The sequence below is a fragment of the Caulobacter sp. D5 genome, from assembly GCF_003185805.1.
In the GTDB taxonomy this organism is placed as follows: domain Bacteria; phylum Pseudomonadota; class Alphaproteobacteria; order Caulobacterales; family Caulobacteraceae; genus Caulobacter.
On sequence record NZ_QHJY01000054.1, the window covers coordinates 1 to 23,119 of the forward strand.

Genomic DNA, 23,119 nt, shown 5'->3' on the forward strand with positions numbered 1-23,119 from the left:
GCCGCGCAGGTCGATGTTGGCCTGGCCGCCGTTCGACGGGTTGTTCGAGGTCGACGACACGGCCGGCACGAACTGCGGCATCTGGTTGAGCAGGGTGTCGACGGTGACCGAACCGGTCTTCTCGATCGCGGCCTGATCCATGGTCATGATCGGGCTGTTCGACACGTAGTCGCGGCGCGCGATGCGCGAGCCCGTGACAACGACTTCTTCGACGGCGGCCGGTTCGTCTTTCGTCTGGGCCTGCGCCAACGCGGGCGCTGCCGTCATGGCGATGACGAGCGCGGACGCGCTCAGAAGATAGGTATTTCTAGCCATTCATAGTCCCCAGTATTCGCCAAAGCGTCGCCGCAATGGTCGTGATGGCGAAATAAAATTCCGCCGTAAGGGGAGGGATGGGGACCTTTTGTTTCTCAATTGTGAGATGAAGGTTCTGTAAAATGTATACAAATTACAATATCGAATAAACCAAAGTTCAGTTCAGTCGCATACCGACGTACGGTGGATGGTTTTGGAACATTTACGGCAATCTATGTATCTATTTTTGAAATAAACCGATGTTCTCTCGGTCTGGTGATATTTTCCGGCAATGTTGGCGCGCGTGGCGGGAAGGCCACACCCCGTGTCCGCGTTTCGTCATGGCGGCGCCGGCGCCTAAACGGTAGTCTTTCGCCCATGTCCGATGCTTCCGCCCGCCTTCGTCCCGCTCTCGAATGGCGCGCGTCCGGGCGGGCCGCGCGCATCGACCGCTGGACGCCGGACGAGACGGCCGTGGGCCTGTCGTTCGACGGCCGTCCCCACACCGTGCTGATGGCCACGCCCACCGAGGTCGAGGATCTGGCGCGGGGCTTCACCATCACCGAAGGCGTCGCCCGGCCGCAGGACATCCTGTCCGTCGAGGTCAAGCCGGACGCGCTGGGCGTGCTGGTGGATATCCGCCTGGTCGAGGGCGCGGCGCGCCGCAAGGCCCGTCCGCGCAACCTGGAAGGCCGGTCTAGCTGCGGCCTGTGCGGCGTTCAGCGCCTGGCCGACGCCGTCCGGCCGCTGCCGCCGGCGGGGGAGGGCGTTCGCGTCGCCCATGAGGCGGTGACGGAAGCGCTGGCGAATCTGGAAGAGGCCCAGGCCCTAGGCCGCAGCACCCGCGCCACACATGCCGCGGCCTTCTGCGACGCCAAAGGCCGGGTCGTGCTGCTGCGCGAGGACGTCGGCCGTCACAACGCGCTGGACAAGCTGGCCGGGGCCATGGCGCGCGAAGGCCGCGACGCCGGGGCTGGTTTCGTGCTGGTGACCAGTCGTTGCTCGTTCGAGATGGTCGAGAAGGCCGTGCGCATGGGGGCGGGCATGATCGTGGCGGTGTCCGCGCCGACCGACCTGGCCGTGAGCCGGGCCGAGGAGTCCGGCCTGACCCTGGTGGCTCTGGCCCGCGCCGACGGCCACATGGTGTTTTCCCGTCCCGACCGCCTGGTCGAGGCGGTTCTGGAGCAAGCGTGATGGCCGACGACGCCAATAACCCCCCAGCCAAGAACGGGGGCGCCAAGGTTCCCGGCGTGAAGCCCTATGGCGGCCCGGCCGGCGGCTGGGGCGCGTTGAAGGCCGTGGCCGGCGCCCTGGCCGACCAGGAAACCGTGGTCGAGGGCGGCAAGACCCTGATGCGGGCCAACCAGCCCGAGGGCTTCGACTGCCCTGGCTGCGCCTGGCCCGATCCCAAGCACACCTCGTCGTTCGAGTTCTGCGAGAACGGGGCCAAGGCCGTGGCCTGGGAGGCGACCAGCAAGCGCGCCACGCCCGAGGTGTTCGCCGCCCATACGGTCAGCGAGCTTTTGACCTGGAGCGACCACGCCATCGAGGATCTGGGCCGCCTGACCCATCCCATGGCCTACGACCCGGCCAGCGACCGCTATCTGCCGATCGAATGGGGCGAGGCTTTCGCTCGCGCCGGCGCGGCGCTGCGGGCCATGGACAATCCCCACCAGGCCGAGTTCTACGCCTCGGGCCGGGCCAGCAACGAGGCGGCCTTCCTGTTCCAGCTCCTGGGCCGCAAGGTCGGGACCAACAATTTCCCCGACTGCTCCAACATGTGCCACGAGCCGACCAGCGTCGGCCTGCCGGACTCTCTGGGCATGGGCAAGGGCTCGGTCAGCCTCGAGGACTTCGACCACGCCGACCTGATCCTGTGCTTTGGCCACAACCCGGGCACCAACCACCCCCGGATGATGGCCACCCTGCGCGAAGCCTCGCGGCGCGGCGCGACGATCATGGCCTTCAACCCGCTGGTCGAGCGGGCCCTGGAGCGGTTCGCCTCGCCGCAGGATCCGGTCGAGATGGCGACCCTGTCCTCGACCCCCATCGCCTCGCGCTATTATCAGGTGAACGTCGGCGGCGACGCGGCCGTGCTGCAGGGGCTGATGAAGGCCGTGCTGGCCTTCGACCGCGCCGCGCGCGACGCCGGCGAGCCCGCGATCCTCGACGACGACTTCATCGCCGAGCACACGGCGGGCTTCGAGGCGCTGGCCGCTCAGATCGACGCCGCGTCCTGGGACGAGATCGTCGCCGTCGGCGGGCTGTCCCGCGCCGAACTCGAGGAGGCGGCCGCCATCTATGCGCGGTCCAGCGCCGTCATCCTCTGCTACGGCATGGGCCTGACCCAGCACCGCAACTCGTCCAGCACCGTGCAGCAGCTGGTCAACCTGCTGCTGCTGCGCGGCAACATGGGTCGGCCCGGGGCGGGGATCTGCCCGCTGCGGGGCCATTCCAACGTCCAGGGCGACCGCACGGTCGGCATCTGGGAGAAGCCGTCGGCGGCCCTGCTCGACAGCCTCGGCCAGGTGTTCGGCTTCACCCCGCCGCGCGATCACGGCCACACCGTGGTCGAGGCGATCGAGGCCATGGAGGCGGGGCAGACCAAGGTGTTCGTCGGCCTGGGCGGCAACTTCGCCGTCGCCGCGCCCGATCCGCTGCGCAGCCACGCGGCCATGCGCAAGGTCGACATGGCCGTCCACATCGCCACCAAGCCCAACCGCACGCACCTGCTGGTCGGACCCGAGGTGCTGCTGCTGCCATGCCTGGGCCGCACCGAGATGGACGTGCAGGGCGGCGTGCGCCAGTCGGTGACGGTCGAGGACTCGATGTCGATGGTCCACGCCTCGCGCGGTCTCAACCCACCGGCCTCCGAGCACCTGATGTCCGAGCCGGCCATCGTCGCCGGCATCGCCCGCGCGGCCCTGGGAGACGAGGATCCGGTCGACTGGGAAGGCCTGGTCGCCGACTACGATCGCATCCGCGACCTGATCGAGCGGGTCTTCCCGACCGCCTTCACCGACTACAACACCCGCGTGCGCCAGCCCGGCGGTTTCCGCCTGCCGCTGCCGCACGCCGAGCGGAAGTGGAACACCCCCTCGGGCAAGGCCAATTTCCTCACCCATCCGGGACTCGATGATCCCCGCAAGGGCGACGCGTCGGTGCTGCTGCTGACCACCCTGCGCAGCCACGACCAGTACAACACCACCATCTATGGCGAGAACGACCGCTATCGCGGCGTCTTCGGCCGGAGGGACGTGGTCTTCGTCCACCCCGACGACCTGGCCGAGCGCGGGATCCGCGAGGGCGACGCCATCGATCTGGCCGCCGCCTTCGATGAAGCCGGAGCGCGAGTCGTTCGCGCTTTTACGGCCGTCGCTAGAAAAATTCCGCGCGGGTGCGTCGCCGCATACTATCCGGAAACCAATGCTCTGGTAGCGCTGGAGGATCACGACCGGCGAAGTGGTACGCCGGCCTACAAGTCGGCGCCGGTGCGGCTTTCGCTGCACGGCGGCTGACCAGGCCGTCTCCACCGTCCGGCGTTGTCCGCAAGGACGAGGGAGCAGGGCGGTGGACAGAGCACTGCAGGCGCGGGTCATCGAGGCCGCCGATCTCGGCGTGGCCGAGCGCGCGCGCTGGAACGCCCTGCGGGCCGCCGACCCGCTGCTGGGCGGTCCCTATTTCGACCTTCGCTATATAGAGACGGCCGCCGACTGCGCCCCGGGCGCGCGGATCGCGGTACTGGAGCGCGGCGGCCGCATCGTCGGCTTCCTGCCGTTCCAGCGGCGCGGCTCGCTGCTGCAGCCGCTGGGCGCGCCGATGAGCGACTTCCACGGCCTGGTCGCCGAGCCCGATGTCGAGCTTTCCACGGTGCTGGCCCTGCTGGGCGCCGAGCGCATGCGGGTCAGCGGCCTGGTCACCCGCGAGCCGGCCGGCGAGCTGTCGGTGCGCCACGCCATGGCCGCTGACCTGTCGGGCGGCTTCGAGGCCTATCAGGCCGGCCGCAGCGCCGCCTTCCTCAAGGACAAGCGCCGGCGGGCCCGTGCGCTGGAGCGCGACCACGGCGAGACGGTCTTCACCTTCGAGCGCCCGGCGCCGGACCTGCTGGCCTGGCTGGTCGCCCAGAAGCGCGAACAGATCCGCCGCACCCATCAGCACGACATCTTCGCCTGCGGCTGGACTCAGGACCTGCTGCTGCGCCTGGCCGAGCACGACGCATCCGACTTCGGCCTGCGGCTGGCGGTGCTGCGGGCGGGCGGCACGATCGTCGCCGCCGAACTGGGCCTGACCGCCGGCGATCGCCATCACCTGTGGTTCCCGATCTACGACCCGGCCTTCGCCCGCTACTCGCCGGGCGCGCTGATGACGCTGGAGACCCTGCGCGTCGCGGCCGAGCGCGGCGTGGTCCGCGTGGACTTCGGCCCCAGCGAGGAAGCCTACAAGGAAGACTTCGCCGATCCGATGGAGACGGTGCTGGAGGGCGCGATCGCCGTCCGGCCGTCGCTGATGACGCACCTGAAGGGCGCGCCCGGCGTCGATCGCATCGACGAGGTCGGCAAGCGCCTGGCGCGCCGCCTCGACCGCATCGCCGCCTGCGAGCCCGGCCTGATCGGCCAGGTCAAGGGCGGCGCCAGTTTCGTCACAGGCCTTGGCCGCCGTCACCCGAAGGTGGGCGCGGGCCTGGGCGCCGGCATCGGCGTCATCGGACTTGGAGTCAGCCTTGGCCTGCTGGCCGACTAGGGCGCGGCGATCGCGCCCTGGATAAGAAGTGAGGGAGGAACGCCAATGACCCGTCTCGTCGCGCCCTGGTCGTCCGACCAGATCCAGAGCTTCCGCAAGGCCCCCGTCACCTTCCGCCACAACCTCGCCGAAACCGGCCTGTTCGACGACGACGCCCTGGCGCGGCTGCTCGACGCCTATCCGGCCGAGCTCTACGACATCAACCTGTTCGATTTCGACGCCGAGGGCCAGGCGACCATGCGCACCGGCGCCCGCGGCCGCCTGCCGGGCCGCGAGGTGCTGGCCGGCGTCAAGGAAGGCCGCATCTGGGTGCAACTGCGCCGGGCCGAGGCCTGGTATCCGGCCCTGACCCCGCTGATGAAGCAGGCCTTCGCGGAGATCGGTGGGCAGGCGAGGGGCTTCTCGCCCGTCCAGTTGAACGGCCAGCTGATCATGTCGGCCCCCGGCGCCAAGGTGCCGTTCCACGCCGACGCGCCGGGCGTCATCCTGTTCCACCTGCGTGGCCGCAAGCGGATCTGGATCTATCCGCCCGACGAGGCCCACATGCCCCAGCAGGGCATGGAGAACATCCTGCTCAAGCAGCAGACCGAGGACCTGCCCTACCGCCGCGACATGGACGCCGGGGCCATGGTCTACGACCTCGAGCCCGGCACGGCCGCCGCCTGGCCGCTGCACGCGCCGCACCGGATCGAGAACCTCGGCACGTTCAACGTCTCGCTGTCGGTGGACTACCAGACCTGGGGCTCGCGCCTGACCAACGGCGCGCACTACGCCAACGGCGTGCTGCGCCGCTGGAACCTGCCGGTGGCGGCCATGGACAAGACGCCGATGGCGGCCCGGGCCGGCCTCTGGGCGGCCTCGCTGGGCCTCAAGCGCCTGCGGCTGGTCGAGGACCGGATCAAGGCTTTCGAGCGCACCTTCGAGATCGGCGACGCCCAGAAGGCGGCTTGATCCGGTACGTGACAACCGCGTCATGACCTCGATTTAAGTCGTCCTGGCGGGTCTCGCCGACTAGCGTTCCCTCAACGCAACGCCATCCGAGGGGACAAACAGATGCGCGCGATTATCAGCCTGGCCGCCGGCGCGGCCGTCCTGGCCCTGGCCGGAACCGCTTCGGCCTCAGAAGCCAATGTGAAGATCAAGGACGCCGTCGCCCGCGTCGTGGTCATTCCCGAAGCCCGCAGCGACGTGAAGGTCGAGTTCCTGACCCGCAACTCGTCGCTGCCGCTGGAGGTTCGCGTCGTCGGCGGCCAGACGATCATCGACGGGAACCTGCACCTCAAGCGCATCCAGAGCTGCAACGGCTCGGGAGACGCCGCCTCGGTGAAGGTGCGCAACCTCGGCGTCGTGAAGTGGGCCGACATCCCGCAGGTGGTCGTGCGCGTGCCGCAGAACGTCTCGGTCGGCGCTTCCGGCGCGGTCTACGGCAGCATCGGCCGCAGCGACAGCGTCGAGCTGGCCAACGCCGGCTGCGGCGACTGGACGGTGGCCAACACCAAGGGCAAGCTCGAGATCAGCCTGGCGGGATCGGGCGACACCAAGGCCGGCAGCGCCGACCGCGTCGAGATCAGCCTGGCCGGGTCCGGCGACATCAGCCTGCAGGAAGTGCGCGAGCTGGAAGTGGCGATCGCCGGTTCGGGCGACGTGAAGGCCGCGGCGATCCATGGCGGCGACATCGACGTCAGCATCGCCGGCTCGGGCGGGGTCAAGATCACCCAGGGGCGGGCTCGAGATCTCGACGTCAGCATCATGGGCTCGGGCGACGTCAATTTTGGCGGCGAGGCCGACAAGGTGTCGCTGTCGGTGGCCGGCTCGGGCGACGTTCGCGTCGCCAAGGTCAACGGCCCGGTCAAGAAGTCGTCCATGGGCTCGGGCAACATCTATATCGGCCAGTGAGCCGACCGGCCTGACGCCTGCGTCGGCATATATAAAGAAGAACGCCCCGGAGCTTTCGCTCCGGGGCGTCTTGCTGTCCGCCGAGACCCGCCTTTGGGAGGAGGGGGAGGGCGGGTCTCTCAAAGCCCGTGGGCACAGGCTCCGGACAATCGGTCGGAGCCTTCCCGCCGAAACGGGAAGGTCCGGGCTTCCGCTTAGCGGACGCCGAAGCCGAACAGGTCGCTGGCTTGGGCCAGGTCGGCGCCGGCGGCGTTGCGGGCCTTCAGGCTGCCGCCGAAGGTGTAGCGCACGCCAACCTTGACCGCGTCCGACTTCAGGTCGGCCAGGTCTTCGGATTCGGTGTGGGTGTACTTGCCGAAGGTCGACCAGCCCGAGTTGGCGAACTTGTATTCGCCGCCCAGGTTCACGTCCCAGGCGTCGGCGTCGATCGAGGAGTCGATCTTGGCGTAGCCGAGGCCGGCGTCCAGACGGAAGTCGTCCGAGACGAAGTAGTTGGCCGTGCCGCGGACGGTCCACAGGTCGGCGTCCAGGTCGTTCGACTGGCCGTAGGCGACCAGGCCCGTCAGGGTGACGTTGCCCAGGTACTTCTGGGCTTCGCCGCCGACGGCCCACAGGGTGTCGTTCTGCGGACGCGACAGGGCGGTGAAGCCGCCGACGCGCCAGCCGTCGCCGACCGTGGTGGTCAGGTGAGCGGCGCCCGAGGCGACGGTTTCGTCAGCGATGTCGTTGTCCGAGATCGAGACGTCGCCGTTCAGGGTGACGGTCCACGAACCGGTCGGGACGGCGACCGAGCCGTCGATCTTCACCGAGGTGCCGTCGGCGTTGGCCGCGTCGCTGTCGATGTTGTTGTAGTTCACGGCGGCGCCGACCGAACCGATGTTCTGGGCGAAGGCGGGAGCCGAAACGGCCACGGCCAGGACGGCGGCGGCGGCGAACAGTTGGGTCTTCATAGTGGGTAATCCCCTTACTCATGTGGGCTCGCCGGCGGGCGGTCGTTTTGGGGGAGGGCCTCCCGTCCGGCGCGCGGGGCGGATCTATGAAGGTTCGATGACGGCTGCAAGGCTTCGTCTGACCGTTCGAGGCTGGATGGTGCGCAAATACTACACTTGCAGGCACGAATTCCGTCCCTATACGCGCGGGTCGCGCATAAAGATTGTGTCCATCTAGCGGCGGGCGGTGAACAATGCTCTTCGAGGCCTTGTTTTCGCCGTCTCCATTAAGGGGGCTCGCGCGGGGTAGGGAAGTATTAATCAAACCCTTCCGAAACCCCGCCCGGGGCGCTTGACGAAACCGATTCAGGCACGTAAAAGCGCCCCTCTGTTGGACCGGCTGTGAGCTTCAGGGCTCAAACGCGGTTCGCAAGCGACCCGTACCCTAGCGTCCTTCTCATCCAGAGGAGGGTTCTCCTCGGAGGACGGCGAGGTTGTGGATCACCGGCCCTCGCAGGCGACTGCGCGGGCCAATTTGTTTTGCGGACGCTGCGTTCGGACGTCTCGAAAGAGGAGTCCGGGTTGGTCTTTGAAATGGTTCGAGACGCGGGCGCAGCCCACTAGGAAACCGAGCGATATGGATCGTCAGAACATCCGCATCCGGCTCAAGGCCTTCGATCACCGCGTGTTGGATCATTCCACGCGCGAGATCGTGAACACGGCCAAGCGCACGGGTGCGACGGTGCGGGGCCCCATCCCCCTGCCCACGCTTATCGAAAAATTCACCGTCAACCGCTCGCCGCACGTCGACAAGAAGTCGCGCGAGCAGTTCGAGATCCGTACGCACAAGCGCGTTCTCGACATCGTTGACCCGACTCCGCAGACCGTGGACGCGCTGATGAAGCTCGACCTGTCGGCCGGCGTTGACGTCGAAATCAAGCTGTAAGGAGGGCCGAACTGATGACTCTCCCCGCTAACCGCACCGGCCTGATCGCCAAGAAGCTCGGCATGACCCGCTTCTTCGACGAAGTTGGCCAGCACGTGCCGGTCACCGTCCTGTCGCTCGACGGTTGCCAGGTTATCGCTCAGCGCACGGTCGAGAAGGACGGTTACACCGCCCTGCAGCTCGGCGCCGGTGCTCGCAAGCCCAAGAACACCTCGAAGGCCCAACGTGGTCACTTCGGCAAGAACTCGGTCGAGCCCAAGCGGATCGTCGCCGAATTCCGCGTCGAAGAAGCCGCTCTGATCGAAGTGGGCGCGGAATTCACCGCCGACCACTACGTCGCCGGCCAGAAGGTCGACATCCAGGGCGTCACCGTCGGTAAGGGTTTCGCCGGCGCTATGAAGCGCTGGAACTTCGGTGGTCTCCGCGCCACCCACGGTGTTTCGGTCTCGCACCGTTCGCACGGTTCGACCGGTAACCGCCAGGATCCGGGCCGTACGTTCCCGGGCAAGAAGATGGCTGGTCACCTCGGTCAAGAAACCGTCACCACCCTCAACGTCACCGTCTGGAAGGTGGACGTCGAGCGCGGCCTGATCCTGGTCAAGGGCGCCGTCCCGGGCCACGAAGGCAGCTACGTGAAGATCCGCGACGCCGTGAAGAAGGCCGCTCCGGCCGATCTGCCGCGTCCGGGCGCCTTCCGTAAGGCTGGTGAAGCCGCTCCGGCTGCTGAAACCCCCGCTGAAGAGGCCCCCGCGGCGACGACCGAAGAGGGCGAAGGCTAATGAAACTCGACGTCATCAAACTTGACGGCGGCAAGGCCGGCTCCGTGGATCTCGACGACGCCATCTTCGGCATCGAAGACATCCGCGGCGACATCCTGCAGCGCGTCGTGACCTGGCAGCTGGCCAAGCGCCGCTCGGGCAACCACAAGATTCAGGTTCGTAACGAGGTCTCTCGTACGAGCAAGAAGATGTACAAGCAGAAGGGCACCGGCGGCGCTCGTCACGGTTCGCGCCGTGCGGCTCAGTTCGTCGGCGGCGCCAAGGCCCACGGCCCTGTCGTCCGCAGCCACGCCTTCGATCTTCCCAAGAAGATCCGGGCTCTGGCTCTGCGTCACGCCCTGTCGTCGAAGGCCAAGGCCGGCTCGCTGGTCGTGCTGGACAGCGTGGTTCTGACCGAAGCGAAGACGGCCGCCCTGCGCGCCACCTTCGACAAGATCGGCCTGAAGAACGCCCTGGTCATCGCCGGTCCGGAAGTGGACGCGAACTTCAAGCTCGCCGCCCGCAACATTCCGAACGTGGACGTGCTGCCGAACGCCGGTCTGAACGTCTACGACGTGCTGCGTCGCCAGACCCTCGTCCTGACCAAGGACGCGGTCGAAGCGATCTCGGCCCGTTTCGCTGAGAAGGAAGCCGCCTAATGGCCGCCACCGCTCGCCACTACGACACGATCCTGTCGCCGGTGATCACCGAAAAGTCGACCCTGCTCAGCGAGCTGAACAAGGTTGTCTTCAAGGTGGCCGCCGACGCGACGAAGGACGAAATCGCCGCCGCTGTCGAAGAGCTGTTCAAAGTCAAGGTCACCAAGGTCAACACCCTGGTCACCAAGGGCAAGACCAAGCGCTTCCGCGGCATCGTCGGACGCCGTTCCGACGTCAAGAAAGCGATCGTGACCCTGGCCGAAGGCCAGTCGATCGACATCACGACGGGGCTCTAAGACATGGCCTTGAAGCACTTTAACCCGACCAGCCCCGGCCAGCGCGGCCTGGTGCTGATCGACCGCAGCGAGCTCCACAAGGGCCGTCCGGAAAAGAAGCTCGTTGAGGGCCTCTCGAAGTCCGGCGGTCGTGGCGGCAACGGCCGCATCGCCGTCCGCTTCCGCGGCGGCGGCGCCAAGCGCCTCTACCGTCTGGTGGACTTCAAGCGTCGCAAGCAAGGCGTGGCCACGGTCGTTCGTCTCGAGTACGATCCGAACCGCACCGCCTTCATCGCCCTGATCAAGTATCAGGACGGCGAGCTGAGCTACATCCTGGCCCCGCAACGCCTCAAGGCCGGCGACGAAGTCGTCACCGCCGACAAGGTCGACGTGAAGCCGGGCAACGCTTCGCCGCTGCGCACGCTGCCGATCGGCACGATCATCCACAACGTCGAGCTGAAGCCCGCCAAGGGCGGTCAGATCGCCCGTTCGGCTGGCGCCTACGCCCAGCTGGTCGGTCGTGACGCCGGCTACGCCCAGATCCGCCTGAACTCGGGCGAGCTGCGCATGGTCCTCGACACCTGCATGGCCACCGTCGGCGCGGTCTCCAACCCCGACCACATGAACGAAAACCTCGGCAAGGCCGGTCGTGTTCGTCACATGGGTCGTCGCCCGCACGTCCGCGGCGTCGCCATGAACCCGGTCGACCACCCCCACGGTGGTGGTGAAGGCCGCACCTCGGGCGGCCGCCACCCGGTGACCCCGGCTGGTAAGCCGACCAAGGGCGCCAAGACCCGCGTCAACAAGGCCACGGACAAGTTCATCATCCGTTCGCGCCACAAAGCGAAGAAGGGCCGCTAAGCCATGACCCGCTCCGTCTGGAAAGGCCCGTTTGTCGACGGGTACCTCCTGAAGAAGGCCGACGCCGCTCTCGCGTCGGGCCGCAAGGACGTCATCAAGACCTGGTCGCGTCGTTCGACCATCATGCCGCAGTTCGTCGGCCTGGTGTTCGGCGTCCACAACGGCCAAAAGCACGTCCCGGTCTCCGTGTCGGAAGACATGGTCGGCATGAAGTTCGGTGAGTTCGCTCCCACCCGTAACTTCCCCGGCCACGCCGCCGACAAGAAGGCCAAGAGGAAGTAATCATGGCCAAGCAAAAGCAAGCTCGCCGCCTTGAAGGCGTTGAGGCGATGGCCAAGGTGCGCACCCTGCGCACCAGCGCCCGCAAGCTGAACCTGGTCGCTCAGTCCATCCGTGGCCTGAACGTCCAGCGCGCTCTGAACGAGCTCGAATTCAGCCACAAGCGCATCGCCCAGGACGTCCGCAAGGCGCTGTACTCGGCGATCTCCAACGCCGAGAACAACCACAACCTCGACATCGACTCGCTGGTCGTGTCCGAGGCCTATGTGGGCAAGAACCTGGTGATGAAGCGTTTCTCGCCGCGTGCTCGCGGTCGGGCCACGCGCGTTGAAAAGCCGTTCTCCGAGATCACCATCGTGGTCCGCGAACTGGGTGAGGCCGCCTGATGGGTCAGAAAGTCAATCCGGTCGGGCTGCGGCTCGGCGTGAACCGCACCTGGGACAGCCGTTGGTTCTCCGACGGCGCCCAGTACGGCAAGCTGCTGCACCAGGACCTCGCGGTCCGCACGATGCTGAAGAAGCGCCTGTATCAAGCCGGCGTTTCGCGGATCATCATCGAGCGTCCGCACAAGAAGTGCCGCGTCACGATCTATGCCGCCCGTCCGGGCGTCATCATCGGCAAGAAGGGCGCTGACATCGAGAAGCTCCGCAAGGACCTCTCGGTGATGACCGAAGGCGACGTCCACCTGAACATCGTCGAGATCCGCAAGCCGGAAACCGACGCTCAGCTGGTCGCCGAGTCGATCGCTCAGCAGCTCGAGCGCCGGATCGCCTTCCGTCGCGCCATGAAGCGTTCGATCCAGTCCGCCGTGCGCCTCGGCGCCAAGGGCATCCGGATCAACGTCTCGGGCCGCCTCGGCGGCGCGGAAATCGCCCGCATGGAATGGTACCGCGAAGGTCGCGTGCCGCTGCACACGCTGCGCGCCGACATCGACTACGGTTTCGCGGAAGCCAAGACCACCTACGGCATCATCGGCGTGAAGACCTGGATCTTCAAAGGCGAAGTGCTGGAGCATGACCCGATGGCGCTGGACAAGCGTCTCGCTTCCGAATCCGGCCCGGCCGGCGAAGGCGGCGGACGTGAGCGCGGCGATCGCTCGGACCGCGGCGACCGCGGCCGTCGCAATCGGGACTAAGGATAGAGCGCTATGCTGTCACCGAAGAAAACCAAGTTCCGCAAGCAGTTCAAGGGCCGTATCCACGGCGCTTCGAAGGGCGGCACCCTGCTGAACTTCGGCTCCTACGGCCTTAAGGCCGTTGAGCCGGAGCGCATCACGGCTCGCCAGATCGAAGCTGCTCGTCGGGCCATCACCCGCCAGATGAAGCGTCAAGGCCGCGTCTGGATCCGCATCTTCCCGGACGTGCCGGTCACCGGCAAGCCCGCTGAAGTCCGGATGGGTAAGGGCAAGGGCGCCGTCGACTACTGGGCCGCTCGCGTGGCCCCCGGCCGCATCATGTTCGAAATCGACGGCGTGCCGGACGATGTCGCGCGTGAAGCGCTGCGCCTCGGCGCGGCGAAGCTGCCGATCCGCACTCGTGTGGTCACCCGCCTCGACGCGGGCGTGGCCGTGGAGGCTTGAGGCTCATGAAGATCGCCGACATCCGGGGCATGACCCCCGATCAGCTCGCCGAAACCCTGCTGACCCTGAAGAAGGAGCAGTTCAACCTGCGCTTCCAAGGTGCGACGGGCCAGGTCGAGAAGACCCACCGCGTCAACGAAATCCGCAAGGATATCGCGCGGATCAAGACCGTGCTGCGCGCCAAGGCCGCGGCTTAAGGAGAACGATATGCCCAAGCGTATCCTCGAAGGGGTCGTCGTCTCCGACAAGGGTGACAAGACCGTGGTGGTGAAGGTGGAACGCACCATCGTCCACCCCCTTCTGAAGAAGATCGTGCGCCGCTCTAAGAAGTACCACGCGCACGACGAAGCCAATGTGTACAAGACGGGCGAAACCATTCGCATCGTCGAGTGCGCTCCGAAGTCCAAGCTGAAGACCTGGGAAGTGCTTCCCAAGGCTTCGGCTTAATATCTGGAAGGTCTAAACCATGATCCAGATGCAAACTAACCTGGACGTCGCCGACAACTCTGGCGCTCGCCGGGTCATGTGCATCAAGGTGTTGGGCGGCGCAGGCCGTCGCTACGCCAGCGTTGGCGACGTCATCGTCGTCTCCGTGAAGGAAGCCATCCCGCGCGGTCGCGTGAAGAAGGGTGACGTTCTGCGCGCCGTCGTGGTTCGCGTGAACCAGGGCCTGAAGCGCAAAGACGGTTCGATGATCCGCTTCGACAAGAACGCGGCCGTCATCGTCAACAAGCAGAGCGAGCCGGTCGGCACGCGGATCTTCGGCCCGGTTCCCCGCGAACTGCGCGCCAAGAACCACATGAAGATCATCTCCCTCGCGCCGGAGGTGCTGTAATGGCTGCTAAGATCAAGAAGGGCGACCGCGTCGTCGTTCTCGCCGGCAAGGACAAGGGCAAGCAAGGCGCTGTGTCCCAAGTCCTGCCGAAGGAAAACCGGGTTGTCGTGGAGGGCGTGAACATGGTCGCCCGCCACACCAAGCCGACCCAAGCCGACCCCCAGGGCGGCATCAAGCACAAGGAAGCCGCGCTGCACGTCTCGAACGTCGCCATCGTGGATTCCAACGGCAAGCCCACCCGCGTCGGCTTCAAGATCGAAGGCGACAAGAAGGTGCGCGTCGCCAAGACGACCGGCGAGGTGATCAATGGCTGATCAAGCTTACGAGCCCCGGCTGAAGACCGTTTATCGCGAGCGCATCCGCGCCGCGATGAAGGAGCAGTTCGGCTACACCAACGAAATGCAGATCCCCAAGCTGGACAAGATCGTCCTGAACATGGGCATCGGCGAGGCGGTGGCTGACTCCAAGAAGGTCCAGACGGCCATCAAGGATCTGACGGCGATCGCCGGTCAGAAGCCGGTCGCCACGAAGGCCCGCAAGTCCATCGCCGGCTTCAAGCTGCGCGAAGGCATGGTGGTCGGCGCCAAGGTGACCCTCCGCAAGGACCGGATGTTCGAATTCCTGGACCGCCTGGTCACGATCGCGCTGCCGCGCGTGAAGGACTTCCGCGGCCTGAACGGCAAGAGCTTCGACGGCCGTGGCAACTACGCCATGGGCCTGAAGGAGCACCTGGTGTTCCCGGAAATCAACTATGACCAGATCGAACAGATCTGGGGCATGGACATCATCGTCTGCACCACTGCGAAGTCCGACCAGGAAGCCAAGGCTCTCCTGAAGGAATTCCAGTTCCCGTTCGTCAACTAAGAGAGCGGGAAGGGAAAAGCACATGGCCAAGAAAAGCGCCGTCAACCGCAACGAAGCCGTCAAGGCTCTCGTCAAGCAACTCGCCGACAAGCGCGCCGCGCTGAAGGCGATCGCCAACGACGAGACCCTGCCGCTCGAAGAACGCTTCGAAGCTCGCCTGAAGCTCGCGAAGCTGCCCCGCTCGTCGTCGCCGGTTCGCATCCGCAACCGCTGCGAAGTCACGGGCCGCCCGCGCGCCTATTACCGCAAGCTGAAGATGAGCCGGGTTGCGCTCCGCGAGCTGGGCTCGCAGGGCCTGATCCCCGGTCTCGTCAAGTCGAGCTGGTGAGGACGATCATATGTCGATGAACGACCCCCTGAGCGACCTGATCGCTCGCATCAAGAACGCCGCCACGCGCAAGCGCTCCAAGGTCTCGACGCCGGCTTCCAAGCTGCGCGCCCGCGTCCTCGACGTGCTGGCCGACGAAGGCTACATCCGCGGCTACTCGCTCGTCGAGAAGCCCGGTGCGTTCCCCGAATTCGAGATCGAGCTCAAGTACTTCGACGGTGAGCCCGTGATCGCCGAGATCAGCCGCGTGTCCAAGCCTGGCCGTCGCGTCTATTCGTCGATCAAGGACCTCAAGCCGATCAAGAACGGCCTGGGCATCTCGATCCTTTCGACGCCGAAGGGCGTCATGTCGGACACCGCTGCTCGCGACGCTAACGTCGGCGGCGAAGTCCTCTGCCGCGTCTACTAGGCGCGGGAGGGAAAGAGCATGTCACGTATCGGTAAGAAAGCCGTCGCAATCCCCTCGGGCGTCACCCTGACGCTCGAAGGCCAGACGGTCACGGTGAAGGGCCCCAAGGGTCAGTCGTCGTGGACCATCGCCGACGAGATCGAGATCAAGCAAGAGGGCTCCGAGCTCTCGCTGACTCCTCGCGACGATACCAAGCGCGCCAAGGCGATGTGGGGCCTGTCCCGCACCCTGGTGGCCAACATGGTGCACGGCGTCACCGCCGGCTTCGAGGAAACCCTCGAGCTGGTCGGCGTCGGTTACCGCGCGGCCATGAAGGGCACCGCCCTGAGCCTCCAGCTCGGTTTCAGCCACGATGTGGACGTCCCGGCCCCGGCCGGCATCACGTTCGCCGTGCCGAAGCAAACCGAAATCAAGATCGCCGGCTCTGACAAGCAGGCGGTCGGCGAGATTGCCGCGAAGATCCGCCGCATTCGTCCGCCGGAGCCCTACAAGGGCAAGGGCGTGCGTTATGCTGGCGAGAAGGTTCGCCGCAAGGAAGGCAAGAAGAAGTAAGCCATGGCGCTCTCACCTCGCGAATCCGCCGTGCGTCGCGCTCAGCGCAACCGCACCCGCCTCAAGTCGCTGGCCAATGGCCGTCCGCGCTTGTCGGTCTTCCGTTCGTCCAAGAACATCTACGCCCAGATCATCGATGATGAACGCGGCGTGACCCTGGCGTCGGCTTCCACCCTGGAAGCCGACAGCAAGGGCGCGGACAAGGACGCGGCCGCCGCCGTCGGCAAGCTCGTCGCCGAGCGCGCGATCGAAAAGGGCGTCAAGGACGTCGTCTTCGATCGTGGCGGCTACATCTTCCACGGACGGGTGAAAGCCCTGGCCGACGCCGCGCGCGAAGCCGGCCTGAACTTCTAAGGGAAACACAATGGCTCGTGGTGACCAACAGCGCGGTGAAGGCGGTCAACGCCGTGACCGTCGCGACCGCAACGCCCCCGAAGAGCGGGTCGACAGCGACATCGTCGAAAAGCTCGTCCACATCAACCGCGTCGCCGCCACCGTGAAGGGCGGCCGTCGCTTCAGCTTCGCCGCTCTGATGGTCGTTGGCGACCAAAAGGGCCGCGTCGGCTTCGGTCATGGCAAGGCGCGTGAAGTGCCGGAAGCCATCCGCAAGGCGACCGAAGAAGCCAAGAAGACCATGATCCGCGTCCCGCTCCGCGAGTCGCGCACCCTGCACCACGACGGCGCTGGCCGTTGGGGCGCTGGCAAGGTCATGATGCGCGCTGCCCCTCCGGGCACGGGCGTCATCGCCGGTGGTCCGATGCGCGCGGTTCTCGAAACCCTGGGCGTCCAGGACGTCGTGGCCAAGTCGACGGGTTCCTCGAACCCGTACAACATGGTTCGCGCCACGTTCGAGGCCCTGAAGGTTCAATCGTCGCCCCGCCAGATCGCCGCCAAGCGCGGCAAGAAGGTTGGCGACATCCTCGGCCGCCGCGCCGACGGAGCTTCGGCTCCGGACGCTATCGAGGGCTAAGTCATGGCTGAAGCTAAGCAAGTCACGGTCCGCCAAACCGGCAGCCCGATCCGTCGCGAAAAGGACCAGCGCGCTACGCTCGCCGGTCTGGGTCTCAACAAGCTGGGCCGCACGTCCACGCTGGAAGACACCCCGTCGGTCCGCGGCATGATCCGTAAGGTCGCGCACCTGCTGGAAATCGTCGAGTAAGTCTGTTACACGACGACCCAAGATCGCCACCCCGGTGAAAGCCGGGGTGGCTTTCGTTTGAAGCTCCGTCTTCTCGGACGGGGTTTCGCCAAGAATTTCAACGCCGAGTCCGGCCAGGCGGCCGGGCGCAGATCTCCAAGGAGAGGCACATATGACCAAGCTGAACGATCTGGCTCCGGCCCCCGGCTCCACCAAGGGCCGCATGCGCGTCGGCCGCGGCCCGGGTTCGGGCAAGGGCAAGACCGGCGGTCGCGGTGTGAAGGGCCAGAAGGCGCGCTCGGGCGTCGCCATCAACGGCTTCGAAGGCGGTCAAATGCCGCTGCACATGCGTATGCCGAAGCGCGGCTTCAACAACCCCTTCCGTCTCGAGTTCGCTGAAGTGAACCTGTGGCGCCTGGAACAAGCCGTCGAAGCCGGCAAGCTGAAGGCCGGCGCCGAGCTGGACGCGGCCGCCCTGATCGCCGCCGGCGTCATCCGTCGCGAACTCGACGGCGTGAAGCTGCTGGGCAAGGGCGAGATCAAGACCGCCCTGAAGCTGACCGTCTACTCGGCCACCGACGCCGCCATCAAGGCCGTGGAAGCGGCCGGTGGTTCGGTCACCGTGACCAAGAAGGCCAAGGCGCAAGCCGAAGCCTAAGACCACAGTGTCATCCCGGGCGGTCTTGTCGGACCGCGCGGGAGCCCAGGCGGGGAGGGGCGTTCGCGCACCAGTCCGCCATAAAGCCCCATCGGGATGACGTTCTTTCGAGGCTCGCCGTGACATCACGGCGAGCCTCACCTATGTGTGGCTCCGCACTGGGGCCTACGCCCGGCGACCGGCGATTCCTCCGGCGCTTCGGCCAGGCCCCGTCCAATACTTGGAGCGCGCTCCGCGTCCGTCGCTGAAGACGGCCGGCCGCGTTCTCGTCGTGGGGAATTGAATGGCCTCGGCCGCCGAACAGCTCGCAGCCAATATGAACTTCGGGTCCTTCCAGAAGGCCACCGAACTTCACAAGCGCATCTGGTTTACGCTCATCGCCCTGGTGGTCTACCGCCTGGGCACCTACGTGCCGATCCCGGGCATCAATCCGGACGCCTTCGCCAGCGCCTTCGCCGGCCAGTCGAAGGGCATCCTGGGCATGTTCAACATGTTCTCGGGCGGCGCCGTCGAGCGGATGGCGATCTTCTCGCTGAACGTGATGCCCTACATCAGCGCCTCGATCATCGTGCAGCTGATGGGCTCGGTGTATCCGCCGTGGGAGAAGCTGAAGAAGGAAGGCGGCGAAGCCGGCCGCAAGACCCTCAACCAGTACACCCGCTACCTGGCGGTGATCCTGGCCCTGGTGCAGTCGTTCTCGATCGCCGTCGGCCTGCAGAGCCAGCCGAACCTGGTCTATTCCGACCTGCCGGGCTGGTTCTTCGTCCTGTCGACCGTGTTCTCGCTGACCGGCGGCACCCTGTTCCTGATGTGGCTGGGCGAGCAGATCACCAGCCGCGGCGTGGGTAACGGCGTCAGCTTGATCATCTTCGCCGGCATCGTCGCGGCCCTGCCGCGCGGCCTTGGCCAGCTGTTCGTCACCGCCCAGAACACTGGCAACTACTTCCCGCTCCTGGTGATCTTCGTGCTCGCCGTGGCGGTGATCTTCGCCATCGTGTTCATGGAGCGCTCGCAGCGCCGCCTGCTCGTGCACTATCCCAAGCGCCAGCAGGGCAACCGCATGGTCGGGGGCGACAGCTCGTTCCTGCCGCTGAAGATCAACACCGCGGGCGTCATCCCGCCGATCTTCGCCTCCAGCTTGCTGCTCCTGCCGACGACCGCCATGCAGTTCCTGAACCCGGCCAACCTGCCCAGCTGGGCCCAGTGGCTGCCGCCCGTGGTCGGCGCCATGCAGCACGGCCAGCCGCTGTTCATGCTCAGCTACGCGGGCCTGATCATCTTCTTCTCGTTCTTCTACACCTCGGTGGTGTTCAATCCGGACGAGACGGCCGAAAACCTGCGCAAGTACGGCGGCTTCCTGCCGGGCATCCGTCCGGGCAAGCGCACCGCCGAATATCTCGACTACGTGCTGACCCGCCTGACGGTGATCGGCGCGGCCTACATCACGGCCGTCTGCCTGTTCCCCGAGATCCTGATGGGCGCTCTTGGCAACAAGAACTTCGCCCTCGGCGGCACCTCGATCCTGATCGTCGTGACGGTGACCATGGACACCGTCGCCCAGATCCAGTCCCACCTGCTGGCGCACCAGTACGAGGGCCTGATCAAGAAGTCGAAGCTGCGGGGCGGCCGCGGTCGCTGACGCAGGTGTGAAACCGTCGGAAGCCGGATTGTGACAATCCGGCTTCCGTTTTCTTTGTACGCATTCTAGGTCTGACCAAGAGAGGGCGTCAGACCCTGGGAAACGCGTAAAGGGGCTTATATGAACTTGATCCTGTTTGGCCCTCCCGGGGCGGGCAAGGGCACCCAGGCCAAGCGATTGGTCGAACAGCGCGGCATGGTCCAGCTTTCGACCGGCGACATGCTGCGCGCCGCCATCGCCTCGGGCTCCGAGCTCGGCCTGAAGGTCAAGGACGTGCTGGACCGCGGCGACCTGGTCACCGACGAAATCGTCATCGCTCTGATCGAAGAGCGCCTGCCCGAGGCCGAGGCCGCCGGCGGCGCGATCTTCGACGGCTTCCCGCGCACGGTCGCTCAGGCCGAGGCTCTGGACGTGATGCTGGCCAAGCGTGGTCAGAAGATCGACTCCGTCGTGCGACTCGAAGTAGACGAGCCAGCCTTGATCGAGCGGATCACCAAGCGATACGCGGAGCAGGGGCGGTCTGACGACAACCCCGAAACCTTCGTGAACCGTCTGGCCCGCTACAACGCCGACACCGCGCCGCTGCTGCCGTACTATCGTGCGCAGGACAAGCTGGTGGCGGTCGATGGCATGGGGACCGTGGAAGCGGTCGCCGGAGCGATCGACGCGGCCCTTTCGGTCGTGGCGTGACTTTTAACGGAATCCGTTCCCTGAACGGATTCCGCCATTGACGGATGCGCAACTATCCCTATAACGGGGCGCTTCCGCGAAAGGGCGCGATCTGTGCGCGTCGGTCTGGGTCTTCGGATCGGGCCGAGCGCGCCGTTCGCGTCTTTGGTGCGTGACTAGGAGAACATTAGACGTGGCCCGTATCGCAGGCGTCAACATCCCGACGAACAAGCGCGTTGTCATCGCGCTTCAGTACATTCACGGCATCGGCCCGAAGTCCGCTCGTGACATCGTCACGAAAGTGGGCATCGAGGACGCCCGTCGCGTCAATCAATTGACCGACGCGGAAGTCCTGCAGATCCGCGAGACGATCGACCGTGAGTTCACCGTGGAAGGCGACCTCCGTCGCGAAAACTCGATGAACATCAAGCGTCTGATGGACCTGGCCTGCTACCGCGGCCTGCGTCACCGTAAGGGCCTGCCGGTCCGCGGCCAGCGCACCCACACGAACGCCCGCACCCGCAAGGGTCCGGCCAAGCCGATCGCCGGCAAGAAGAAGTAAGGTAGCCTGACCGATGGCCAAGGAACCGGGTCGCGTTAAAAAGCGCGAACGCAAAAACATCACCTCGGGCGTGGCGCACGTGAACGCCTCGTTCAACAACACCATGATCACCATCACCGACGCCCAGGGGAACACCATCTCCTGGTCGAGCGCCGGCATGATGGGCTTCAAGGGCTCGCGCAAGTCGACCCCGTACGCCGCTCAGATGGCCGCCGAAGACGCGGGCAAGAAGGCTGCGGAACACGGCGTGAAGACCCTGGAAGTGAACGTCTCGGGTCCGGGTTCGGGTCGTGAGTCGGCTCTGCGCGCTCTGCAGGCCGTCGGCATGACCATCACGACGATCCGCGACGTCACGCCGATCCCGCACAACGGCTGCCGTCCGCCCAAGCGTCGTCGCGTCTAGTATTTTTTAGATCCAATTCTCCTTCGCCGGCTGCGTCAAACGCGGCCGGCGAGTCGCGTTCAAGGGACACCACGTGATCGAAAGAAACTGGAACGAGCTGATCCGTCCTGAGAAGCCGCAGATCGAAACCGGCGCCGACGCCAGCCGCAAGGCCCGCATCGTCGCCGAACCGCTCGAGCGCGGTTTCGGTGTGACGCTCGGCAACGCCCTGCGTCGCGTTCTTCTCTCGTCGCTGCAAGGCGCCGCCGTCACCGCCATCCAGATCGATGGCGTGGTGCACGAGTTCTCCTCGCTCGAGGGCGTTCGTGAAGACGTCGTCGACATCGTTCTGAACATCAAGCAACTCGCCGTGCGCATGCACGCCGAGGGCCCCAAGCGCATGACCCTGCGCGCCTCGGGCGCCGGTCCGGTCACCGCTGGCCAGATCGAAACCCCGGCCGACATCGAGATCCTCAACCCCGACCACGTGCTCTGCACGCTGGACGAGGGCGGCTCGGTGCGCATGGAATTCACGGTCAACACCGGCAAGGGCTACGTCCCGGCCGACCAGAACCGTCCGGAAGACGCGCCGATCGGCCTGATCGCCGTCGACGCCCTGTACTCGCCGGTGAAGCGCGTGGCCTACAAGGTCGAGCCGACCCGCGAAGGCCAGCGCCTGGACCGTGACAAGCTGACCCTGGAAGTCGAGACCAACGGCGCCGTCACTCCGGTGGACGCCGTGGCCTACGCGGCCCGCATCCTGCAGGACCAACTGCAGATCTTCATCACCTTCGAAGAGCCCAAGGCCAAGGCCGCGGACGAGTCGAAGCCCGAGCTGCCGTTCAACCCGGCTCTGCTCAAGAAGGTCGACGAGCTGGAACTGTCGGTCCGTTCGGCCAACTGCCTGAAGAACGACAACATCGTCTACATCGGCGACCTGATCCAGAAGACCGAAGCCGAGATGCTCCGCACCCCGAACTTCGGCCGCAAGTCGCTGAACGAGATCAAGGAAGTTCTCGCCGGCATGGGTCTGCACCTCGGCATGGACGTGCCGAACTGGCCGCCGGAAAACATCGAAGACCTGGCCAAGAAGTTCGACGACCAGATCTAAGACACTATCGCGCTGAATCCGGGCCGCTCTTCGACCTCATCGAGGCCGAAGGGCGGCCTGGGCCTTTTGAAGCCGCACTGCGGTGGAGGGCCCCGGCGCTTCGTTGTGACCCGGCCGGGATGCGAGCTGGGACTGGTGACAACAGGCGCCTCTTTCGCGCCGCTCGGGCCAAGAGCCCAGGAGATACCCAATGCGTCACGGTTACGCCCACCGCAAACTCGGCCGCACCTCGGCTCACCGCACCGCCATGTTCGCCAACATGTCGGCTTCGCTGATCAAGCACGAGCAGATCGTCACCACCCTGCCGAAGGCCAAGGAACTGCGTCCGATCGTCGAAAAGCTGGTCACCCTGGCCAAGCGCGGCGACCTGCACGCTCGTCGTCAGGCCATCAGCTCGGTTCGCGACGTCGAACAAGTCGGCAAGCTCTTCGCCGTGCTCGGTCCGCGCTACAAGGACCGTCAGGGCGGCTACATCCGCGTCCTGAAGGCCGGCTTCCGCTACGGCGACAACGCCCCGATGGCCGTCATCGAGTTCGTCGATCGCGACGTCTCGGAGAAGGGCAAGGACTCGGGTCCGGTCTACGTCAACGAAGCCGAAGACTAAGAGATCTCGGCCTCACAGGCTGAAGTAAGAAGGCCCCGGAGCGATCCGGGGCCTTTTTGCTGTCTGGGGCCCCGGGGACGGGGCTCTACAAAAACCTCTCCCAGAGGGAGAGGGAGGGGCCCGCCGCGAAGCGGTGGGAGGGTGAGGGGTTA

General features: G+C 66.0%; 33 protein-coding genes and 1 pseudogene. 32 read left to right on the plus strand and 2 right to left on the minus strand.

Going from position 1 to position 23,119, the window contains the following annotated elements; all coding sequences use genetic code 11:
- Window positions 1-315, minus strand: a pseudogene (locus tag DMC18_RS04175) (TonB-dependent receptor); the annotation flags it as partial.
- Window positions 316-672: 357 nt separating this feature from the next.
- Here DMC18_RS04175 and fdhD point away from each other — a divergent pair.
- The 5 genes from fdhD to DMC18_RS04200 all read left to right on the plus strand — a co-directional run bounded on the left by fdhD (window position 673) and on the right by DMC18_RS04200 (window position 6,930).
- The gene (gene fdhD / locus DMC18_RS04180; RefSeq protein ID WP_110119905.1) at window positions 673-1,488 is read left to right on the plus strand and encodes a formate dehydrogenase accessory sulfurtransferase FdhD; all 816 of its coding nucleotides are present in this window, start codon (window positions 673-675) and stop codon (window positions 1,486-1,488) included.
- A complete protein-coding gene (locus tag DMC18_RS04185) occupies window positions 1,488-3,812 on the plus strand; it encodes an FdhF/YdeP family oxidoreductase (RefSeq protein WP_110119906.1) in 2,325 nt (774 codons plus the stop codon). Before fdhD ends, DMC18_RS04185 begins: the two co-directional genes overlap by 1 nt.
- A 52-nt stretch (window positions 3,813-3,864) precedes the next feature.
- A complete protein-coding gene (locus DMC18_RS04190) occupies window positions 3,865-5,034 on the plus strand; it encodes a GNAT family N-acetyltransferase (RefSeq protein ID WP_110119907.1) in 1,170 nt (389 codons plus the stop codon).
- 45 nt (window positions 5,035-5,079) lie between these two features.
- On the plus strand, window positions 5,080-5,985 hold the full coding sequence (locus DMC18_RS04195) for a cupin-like domain-containing protein (RefSeq protein ID WP_233245249.1): 906 nt from the start codon (window positions 5,080-5,082) through the stop codon (window positions 5,983-5,985).
- Between the two features lie 102 nt (window positions 5,986-6,087).
- On the plus strand, window positions 6,088-6,930 hold the full coding sequence (locus DMC18_RS04200; protein ID WP_110119908.1) for a GIN domain-containing protein: 843 nt from the start codon (window positions 6,088-6,090) through the stop codon (window positions 6,928-6,930).
- Between the two features lie 194 nt (window positions 6,931-7,124).
- Here the strand turns inward: DMC18_RS04200 and DMC18_RS04205 are convergent, their stop codons facing one another.
- Window positions 7,125-7,880, minus strand: a complete 756-nt coding sequence (locus tag DMC18_RS04205; RefSeq protein ID WP_110119909.1) for an outer membrane protein — start codon at window positions 7,878-7,880, stop codon at window positions 7,125-7,127.
- Window positions 7,881-8,496: 616 nt separating this feature from the next.
- Here DMC18_RS04205 and rpsJ point away from each other — a divergent pair.
- The 27 genes from rpsJ (at window position 8,497) to rplQ (ending at window position 22,967) form a co-directional block, all read left to right on the plus strand.
- Complete coding sequence (rpsJ, locus tag DMC18_RS04210; protein WP_004616952.1) at window positions 8,497-8,805, plus strand: 30S ribosomal protein S10; 309 nt, start codon at window positions 8,497-8,499, stop codon at window positions 8,803-8,805.
- Between the two features lie 14 nt (window positions 8,806-8,819).
- A complete protein-coding gene (gene rplC, locus DMC18_RS04215) occupies window positions 8,820-9,584 on the plus strand; it encodes a 50S ribosomal protein L3 (RefSeq protein ID WP_110119910.1) in 765 nt (254 codons plus the stop codon).
- Entirely contained in the window at window positions 9,584-10,222 is a 639-nt protein-coding gene (gene rplD / locus DMC18_RS04220; protein ID WP_110119911.1) for a 50S ribosomal protein L4, read from the plus strand. The genes rplC and rplD overlap by 1 nt, the downstream gene beginning before the upstream one ends.
- Window positions 10,222-10,518 carry a 50S ribosomal protein L23 gene (locus DMC18_RS04225; RefSeq protein WP_110119912.1) on the plus strand — a complete coding sequence of 99 codons (297 nt, stop codon included), beginning with the start codon at window positions 10,222-10,224 and terminating at the stop codon, window positions 10,516-10,518. The genes rplD and DMC18_RS04225 overlap by 1 nt, the downstream gene beginning before the upstream one ends.
- 3 nt (window positions 10,519-10,521) lie before the next feature.
- Complete coding sequence (gene rplB, locus DMC18_RS04230; protein WP_110119913.1) at window positions 10,522-11,358, plus strand: 50S ribosomal protein L2; 837 nt, start codon at window positions 10,522-10,524, stop codon at window positions 11,356-11,358.
- Between the two features lie 3 nt (window positions 11,359-11,361).
- Complete coding sequence (rpsS, locus tag DMC18_RS04235) at window positions 11,362-11,640, plus strand: 30S ribosomal protein S19 (protein ID WP_012285669.1); 279 nt, start codon at window positions 11,362-11,364, stop codon at window positions 11,638-11,640.
- Between the two features lie 2 nt (window positions 11,641-11,642).
- The gene (rplV, locus tag DMC18_RS04240; protein WP_058348435.1) at window positions 11,643-12,023 is read left to right on the plus strand and encodes a 50S ribosomal protein L22; all 381 of its coding nucleotides are present in this window, start codon (window positions 11,643-11,645) and stop codon (window positions 12,021-12,023) included.
- On the plus strand, window positions 12,023-12,772 hold the full coding sequence (rpsC, locus tag DMC18_RS04245; RefSeq protein ID WP_110119914.1) for a 30S ribosomal protein S3: 750 nt from the start codon (window positions 12,023-12,025) through the stop codon (window positions 12,770-12,772). Before rplV ends, rpsC begins: the two co-directional genes overlap by 1 nt.
- A 12-nt stretch (window positions 12,773-12,784) precedes the next feature.
- Complete coding sequence (gene rplP / locus DMC18_RS04250) at window positions 12,785-13,216, plus strand: 50S ribosomal protein L16 (RefSeq protein WP_109455088.1); 432 nt, start codon at window positions 12,785-12,787, stop codon at window positions 13,214-13,216.
- Between the two features lie 5 nt (window positions 13,217-13,221).
- Complete coding sequence (rpmC, locus tag DMC18_RS04255; RefSeq protein ID WP_110119915.1) at window positions 13,222-13,413, plus strand: 50S ribosomal protein L29; 192 nt, start codon at window positions 13,222-13,224, stop codon at window positions 13,411-13,413.
- 10 nt (window positions 13,414-13,423) lie between these two features.
- A complete protein-coding gene (gene rpsQ / locus DMC18_RS04260) occupies window positions 13,424-13,663 on the plus strand; it encodes a 30S ribosomal protein S17 (RefSeq protein ID WP_101715813.1) in 240 nt (79 codons plus the stop codon).
- A 19-nt stretch (window positions 13,664-13,682) separates the two neighbouring features.
- A complete protein-coding gene (gene rplN, locus DMC18_RS04265; RefSeq protein WP_058348440.1) occupies window positions 13,683-14,051 on the plus strand; it encodes a 50S ribosomal protein L14 in 369 nt (122 codons plus the stop codon).
- Window positions 14,051-14,365, plus strand: coding sequence for a 50S ribosomal protein L24 (gene rplX / locus DMC18_RS04270; RefSeq protein ID WP_110119916.1), 315 nt, complete (start codon window positions 14,051-14,053; stop codon window positions 14,363-14,365). The genes rplN and rplX overlap by 1 nt, the downstream gene beginning before the upstream one ends.
- Entirely contained in the window at window positions 14,358-14,915 is a 558-nt protein-coding gene (rplE, locus tag DMC18_RS04275) for a 50S ribosomal protein L5 (protein ID WP_110119917.1), read from the plus strand. The genes rplX and rplE overlap by 8 nt, the downstream gene beginning before the upstream one ends.
- A 22-nt stretch (window positions 14,916-14,937) precedes the next feature.
- Window positions 14,938-15,243, plus strand: a complete 306-nt coding sequence (gene rpsN, locus DMC18_RS04280) for a 30S ribosomal protein S14 (protein ID WP_110119918.1) — start codon at window positions 14,938-14,940, stop codon at window positions 15,241-15,243.
- Between the two features lie 10 nt (window positions 15,244-15,253).
- The gene (gene rpsH, locus DMC18_RS04285; protein ID WP_110119919.1) at window positions 15,254-15,652 is read left to right on the plus strand and encodes a 30S ribosomal protein S8; all 399 of its coding nucleotides are present in this window, start codon (window positions 15,254-15,256) and stop codon (window positions 15,650-15,652) included.
- An 18-nt stretch (window positions 15,653-15,670) separates the two neighbouring features.
- A complete protein-coding gene (gene rplF / locus DMC18_RS04290; RefSeq protein WP_110119920.1) occupies window positions 15,671-16,204 on the plus strand; it encodes a 50S ribosomal protein L6 in 534 nt (177 codons plus the stop codon).
- Window positions 16,205-16,207: 3 nt separating this feature from the next.
- Window positions 16,208-16,558, plus strand: coding sequence for a 50S ribosomal protein L18 (rplR, locus tag DMC18_RS04295; protein ID WP_110119921.1), 351 nt, complete (start codon window positions 16,208-16,210; stop codon window positions 16,556-16,558).
- Window positions 16,559-16,568: 10 nt separating this feature from the next.
- Window positions 16,569-17,174, plus strand: a complete 606-nt coding sequence (rpsE, locus tag DMC18_RS04300; RefSeq protein WP_110119922.1) for a 30S ribosomal protein S5 — start codon at window positions 16,569-16,571, stop codon at window positions 17,172-17,174.
- A gap of 3 nt (window positions 17,175-17,177) precedes the next feature.
- Window positions 17,178-17,363, plus strand: coding sequence for a 50S ribosomal protein L30 (gene rpmD / locus DMC18_RS04305; RefSeq protein WP_099579521.1), 186 nt, complete (start codon window positions 17,178-17,180; stop codon window positions 17,361-17,363).
- A gap of 151 nt (window positions 17,364-17,514) precedes the next feature.
- On the plus strand, window positions 17,515-18,000 hold the full coding sequence (gene rplO, locus DMC18_RS04310; protein WP_110119923.1) for a 50S ribosomal protein L15: 486 nt from the start codon (window positions 17,515-17,517) through the stop codon (window positions 17,998-18,000).
- Between the two features lie 283 nt (window positions 18,001-18,283).
- Window positions 18,284-19,639 (plus strand): preprotein translocase subunit SecY, encoded by a 1,356-nt coding sequence (gene secY, locus DMC18_RS04315; RefSeq protein ID WP_110119924.1) that lies wholly within the window; start codon window positions 18,284-18,286, stop codon window positions 19,637-19,639.
- Window positions 19,640-19,759: 120 nt separating this feature from the next.
- Window positions 19,760-20,329 carry an adenylate kinase gene (locus tag DMC18_RS04320; RefSeq protein ID WP_110119925.1) on the plus strand — a complete coding sequence of 190 codons (570 nt, stop codon included), beginning with the start codon at window positions 19,760-19,762 and terminating at the stop codon, window positions 20,327-20,329.
- Window positions 20,330-20,501: 172 nt separating this feature from the next.
- The gene (rpsM, locus tag DMC18_RS04325; RefSeq protein WP_110119926.1) at window positions 20,502-20,870 is read left to right on the plus strand and encodes a 30S ribosomal protein S13; all 369 of its coding nucleotides are present in this window, start codon (window positions 20,502-20,504) and stop codon (window positions 20,868-20,870) included.
- A 13-nt stretch (window positions 20,871-20,883) separates the two neighbouring features.
- The gene (rpsK, locus tag DMC18_RS04330) at window positions 20,884-21,273 is read left to right on the plus strand and encodes a 30S ribosomal protein S11 (protein WP_058348453.1); all 390 of its coding nucleotides are present in this window, start codon (window positions 20,884-20,886) and stop codon (window positions 21,271-21,273) included.
- A 73-nt stretch (window positions 21,274-21,346) separates the two neighbouring features.
- Window positions 21,347-22,363 carry a DNA-directed RNA polymerase subunit alpha gene (locus DMC18_RS04335; RefSeq protein ID WP_101715822.1) on the plus strand — a complete coding sequence of 339 codons (1,017 nt, stop codon included), beginning with the start codon at window positions 21,347-21,349 and terminating at the stop codon, window positions 22,361-22,363.
- Between the two features lie 190 nt (window positions 22,364-22,553).
- The gene (gene rplQ / locus DMC18_RS04340) at window positions 22,554-22,967 is read left to right on the plus strand and encodes a 50S ribosomal protein L17 (protein WP_110119927.1); all 414 of its coding nucleotides are present in this window, start codon (window positions 22,554-22,556) and stop codon (window positions 22,965-22,967) included.
- The last annotated feature ends 152 nt before the right edge of the window (window positions 22,968-23,119 follow it).

Bases quoted from the DNA above. Each gene is read 5' to 3' on its own strand.
- rplC (WP_110119910.1), top strand. From the start codon at position 8,820: ATGACTCTCCCCGCTAACCGCACCGGCCTGATCGCCAAGAAGCTCGGC.
- DMC18_RS04195 (WP_233245249.1), top strand. From the start codon at position 5,080: ATGACCCGTCTCGTCGCGCCCTGGTCGTCCGACCAGATCCAGAGCTTC.
- rpsS (WP_012285669.1), top strand. From the start codon at position 11,362: ATGACCCGCTCCGTCTGGAAAGGCCCGTTTGTCGACGGGTACCTCCTG.
- DMC18_RS04185 (WP_110119906.1), top strand. From the start codon at position 1,488: ATGGCCGACGACGCCAATAACCCCCCAGCCAAGAACGGGGGCGCCAAG.
- DMC18_RS04225 (WP_110119912.1), top strand. From the start codon at position 10,222: ATGGCCGCCACCGCTCGCCACTACGACACGATCCTGTCGCCGGTGATC.
- rplD (WP_110119911.1), top strand. From the start codon at position 9,584: ATGAAACTCGACGTCATCAAACTTGACGGCGGCAAGGCCGGCTCCGTG.
- rpsC (WP_110119914.1), top strand. From the start codon at position 12,023: ATGGGTCAGAAAGTCAATCCGGTCGGGCTGCGGCTCGGCGTGAACCGC.
- rplX (WP_110119916.1), top strand. From the start codon at position 14,051: ATGGCTGCTAAGATCAAGAAGGGCGACCGCGTCGTCGTTCTCGCCGGC.
- rplP (WP_109455088.1), top strand. From the start codon at position 12,785: ATGCTGTCACCGAAGAAAACCAAGTTCCGCAAGCAGTTCAAGGGCCGT.
- DMC18_RS04205 (WP_110119909.1), bottom strand. From the start codon at position 7,880: ATGAAGACCCAACTGTTCGCCGCCGCCGCCGTCCTGGCCGTGGCCGTT.
- rpsN (WP_110119918.1), top strand. From the start codon at position 14,938: ATGGCCAAGAAAAGCGCCGTCAACCGCAACGAAGCCGTCAAGGCTCTC.
- DMC18_RS04320 (WP_110119925.1), top strand. From the start codon at position 19,760: ATGAACTTGATCCTGTTTGGCCCTCCCGGGGCGGGCAAGGGCACCCAG.
- rpsK (WP_058348453.1), top strand. From the start codon at position 20,884: ATGGCCAAGGAACCGGGTCGCGTTAAAAAGCGCGAACGCAAAAACATC.
- rpsJ (WP_004616952.1), top strand. From the start codon at position 8,497: ATGGATCGTCAGAACATCCGCATCCGGCTCAAGGCCTTCGATCACCGC.
- fdhD (WP_110119905.1), top strand. From the start codon at position 673: ATGTCCGATGCTTCCGCCCGCCTTCGTCCCGCTCTCGAATGGCGCGCG.
- rplQ (WP_110119927.1), top strand. From the start codon at position 22,554: ATGCGTCACGGTTACGCCCACCGCAAACTCGGCCGCACCTCGGCTCAC.
- rplN (WP_058348440.1), top strand. From the start codon at position 13,683: ATGATCCAGATGCAAACTAACCTGGACGTCGCCGACAACTCTGGCGCT.
- rplF (WP_110119920.1), top strand. From the start codon at position 15,671: ATGTCACGTATCGGTAAGAAAGCCGTCGCAATCCCCTCGGGCGTCACC.
- rplO (WP_110119923.1), top strand. From the start codon at position 17,515: ATGACCAAGCTGAACGATCTGGCTCCGGCCCCCGGCTCCACCAAGGGC.
- rpmD (WP_099579521.1), top strand. From the start codon at position 17,178: ATGGCTGAAGCTAAGCAAGTCACGGTCCGCCAAACCGGCAGCCCGATC.
- rpsE (WP_110119922.1), top strand. From the start codon at position 16,569: ATGGCTCGTGGTGACCAACAGCGCGGTGAAGGCGGTCAACGCCGTGAC.
- rpsQ (WP_101715813.1), top strand. From the start codon at position 13,424: ATGCCCAAGCGTATCCTCGAAGGGGTCGTCGTCTCCGACAAGGGTGAC.
- rpmC (WP_110119915.1), top strand. From the start codon at position 13,222: ATGAAGATCGCCGACATCCGGGGCATGACCCCCGATCAGCTCGCCGAA.
- rplB (WP_110119913.1), top strand. From the start codon at position 10,522: ATGGCCTTGAAGCACTTTAACCCGACCAGCCCCGGCCAGCGCGGCCTG.
- rplR (WP_110119921.1), top strand. From the start codon at position 16,208: ATGGCGCTCTCACCTCGCGAATCCGCCGTGCGTCGCGCTCAGCGCAAC.
- rpsH (WP_110119919.1), top strand. From the start codon at position 15,254: ATGTCGATGAACGACCCCCTGAGCGACCTGATCGCTCGCATCAAGAAC.
- secY (WP_110119924.1), top strand. From the start codon at position 18,284: ATGGCCTCGGCCGCCGAACAGCTCGCAGCCAATATGAACTTCGGGTCC.
- rplV (WP_058348435.1), top strand. From the start codon at position 11,643: ATGGCCAAGCAAAAGCAAGCTCGCCGCCTTGAAGGCGTTGAGGCGATG.
- DMC18_RS04200 (WP_110119908.1), top strand. From the start codon at position 6,088: ATGCGCGCGATTATCAGCCTGGCCGCCGGCGCGGCCGTCCTGGCCCTG.
- rplE (WP_110119917.1), top strand. From the start codon at position 14,358: ATGGCTGATCAAGCTTACGAGCCCCGGCTGAAGACCGTTTATCGCGAG.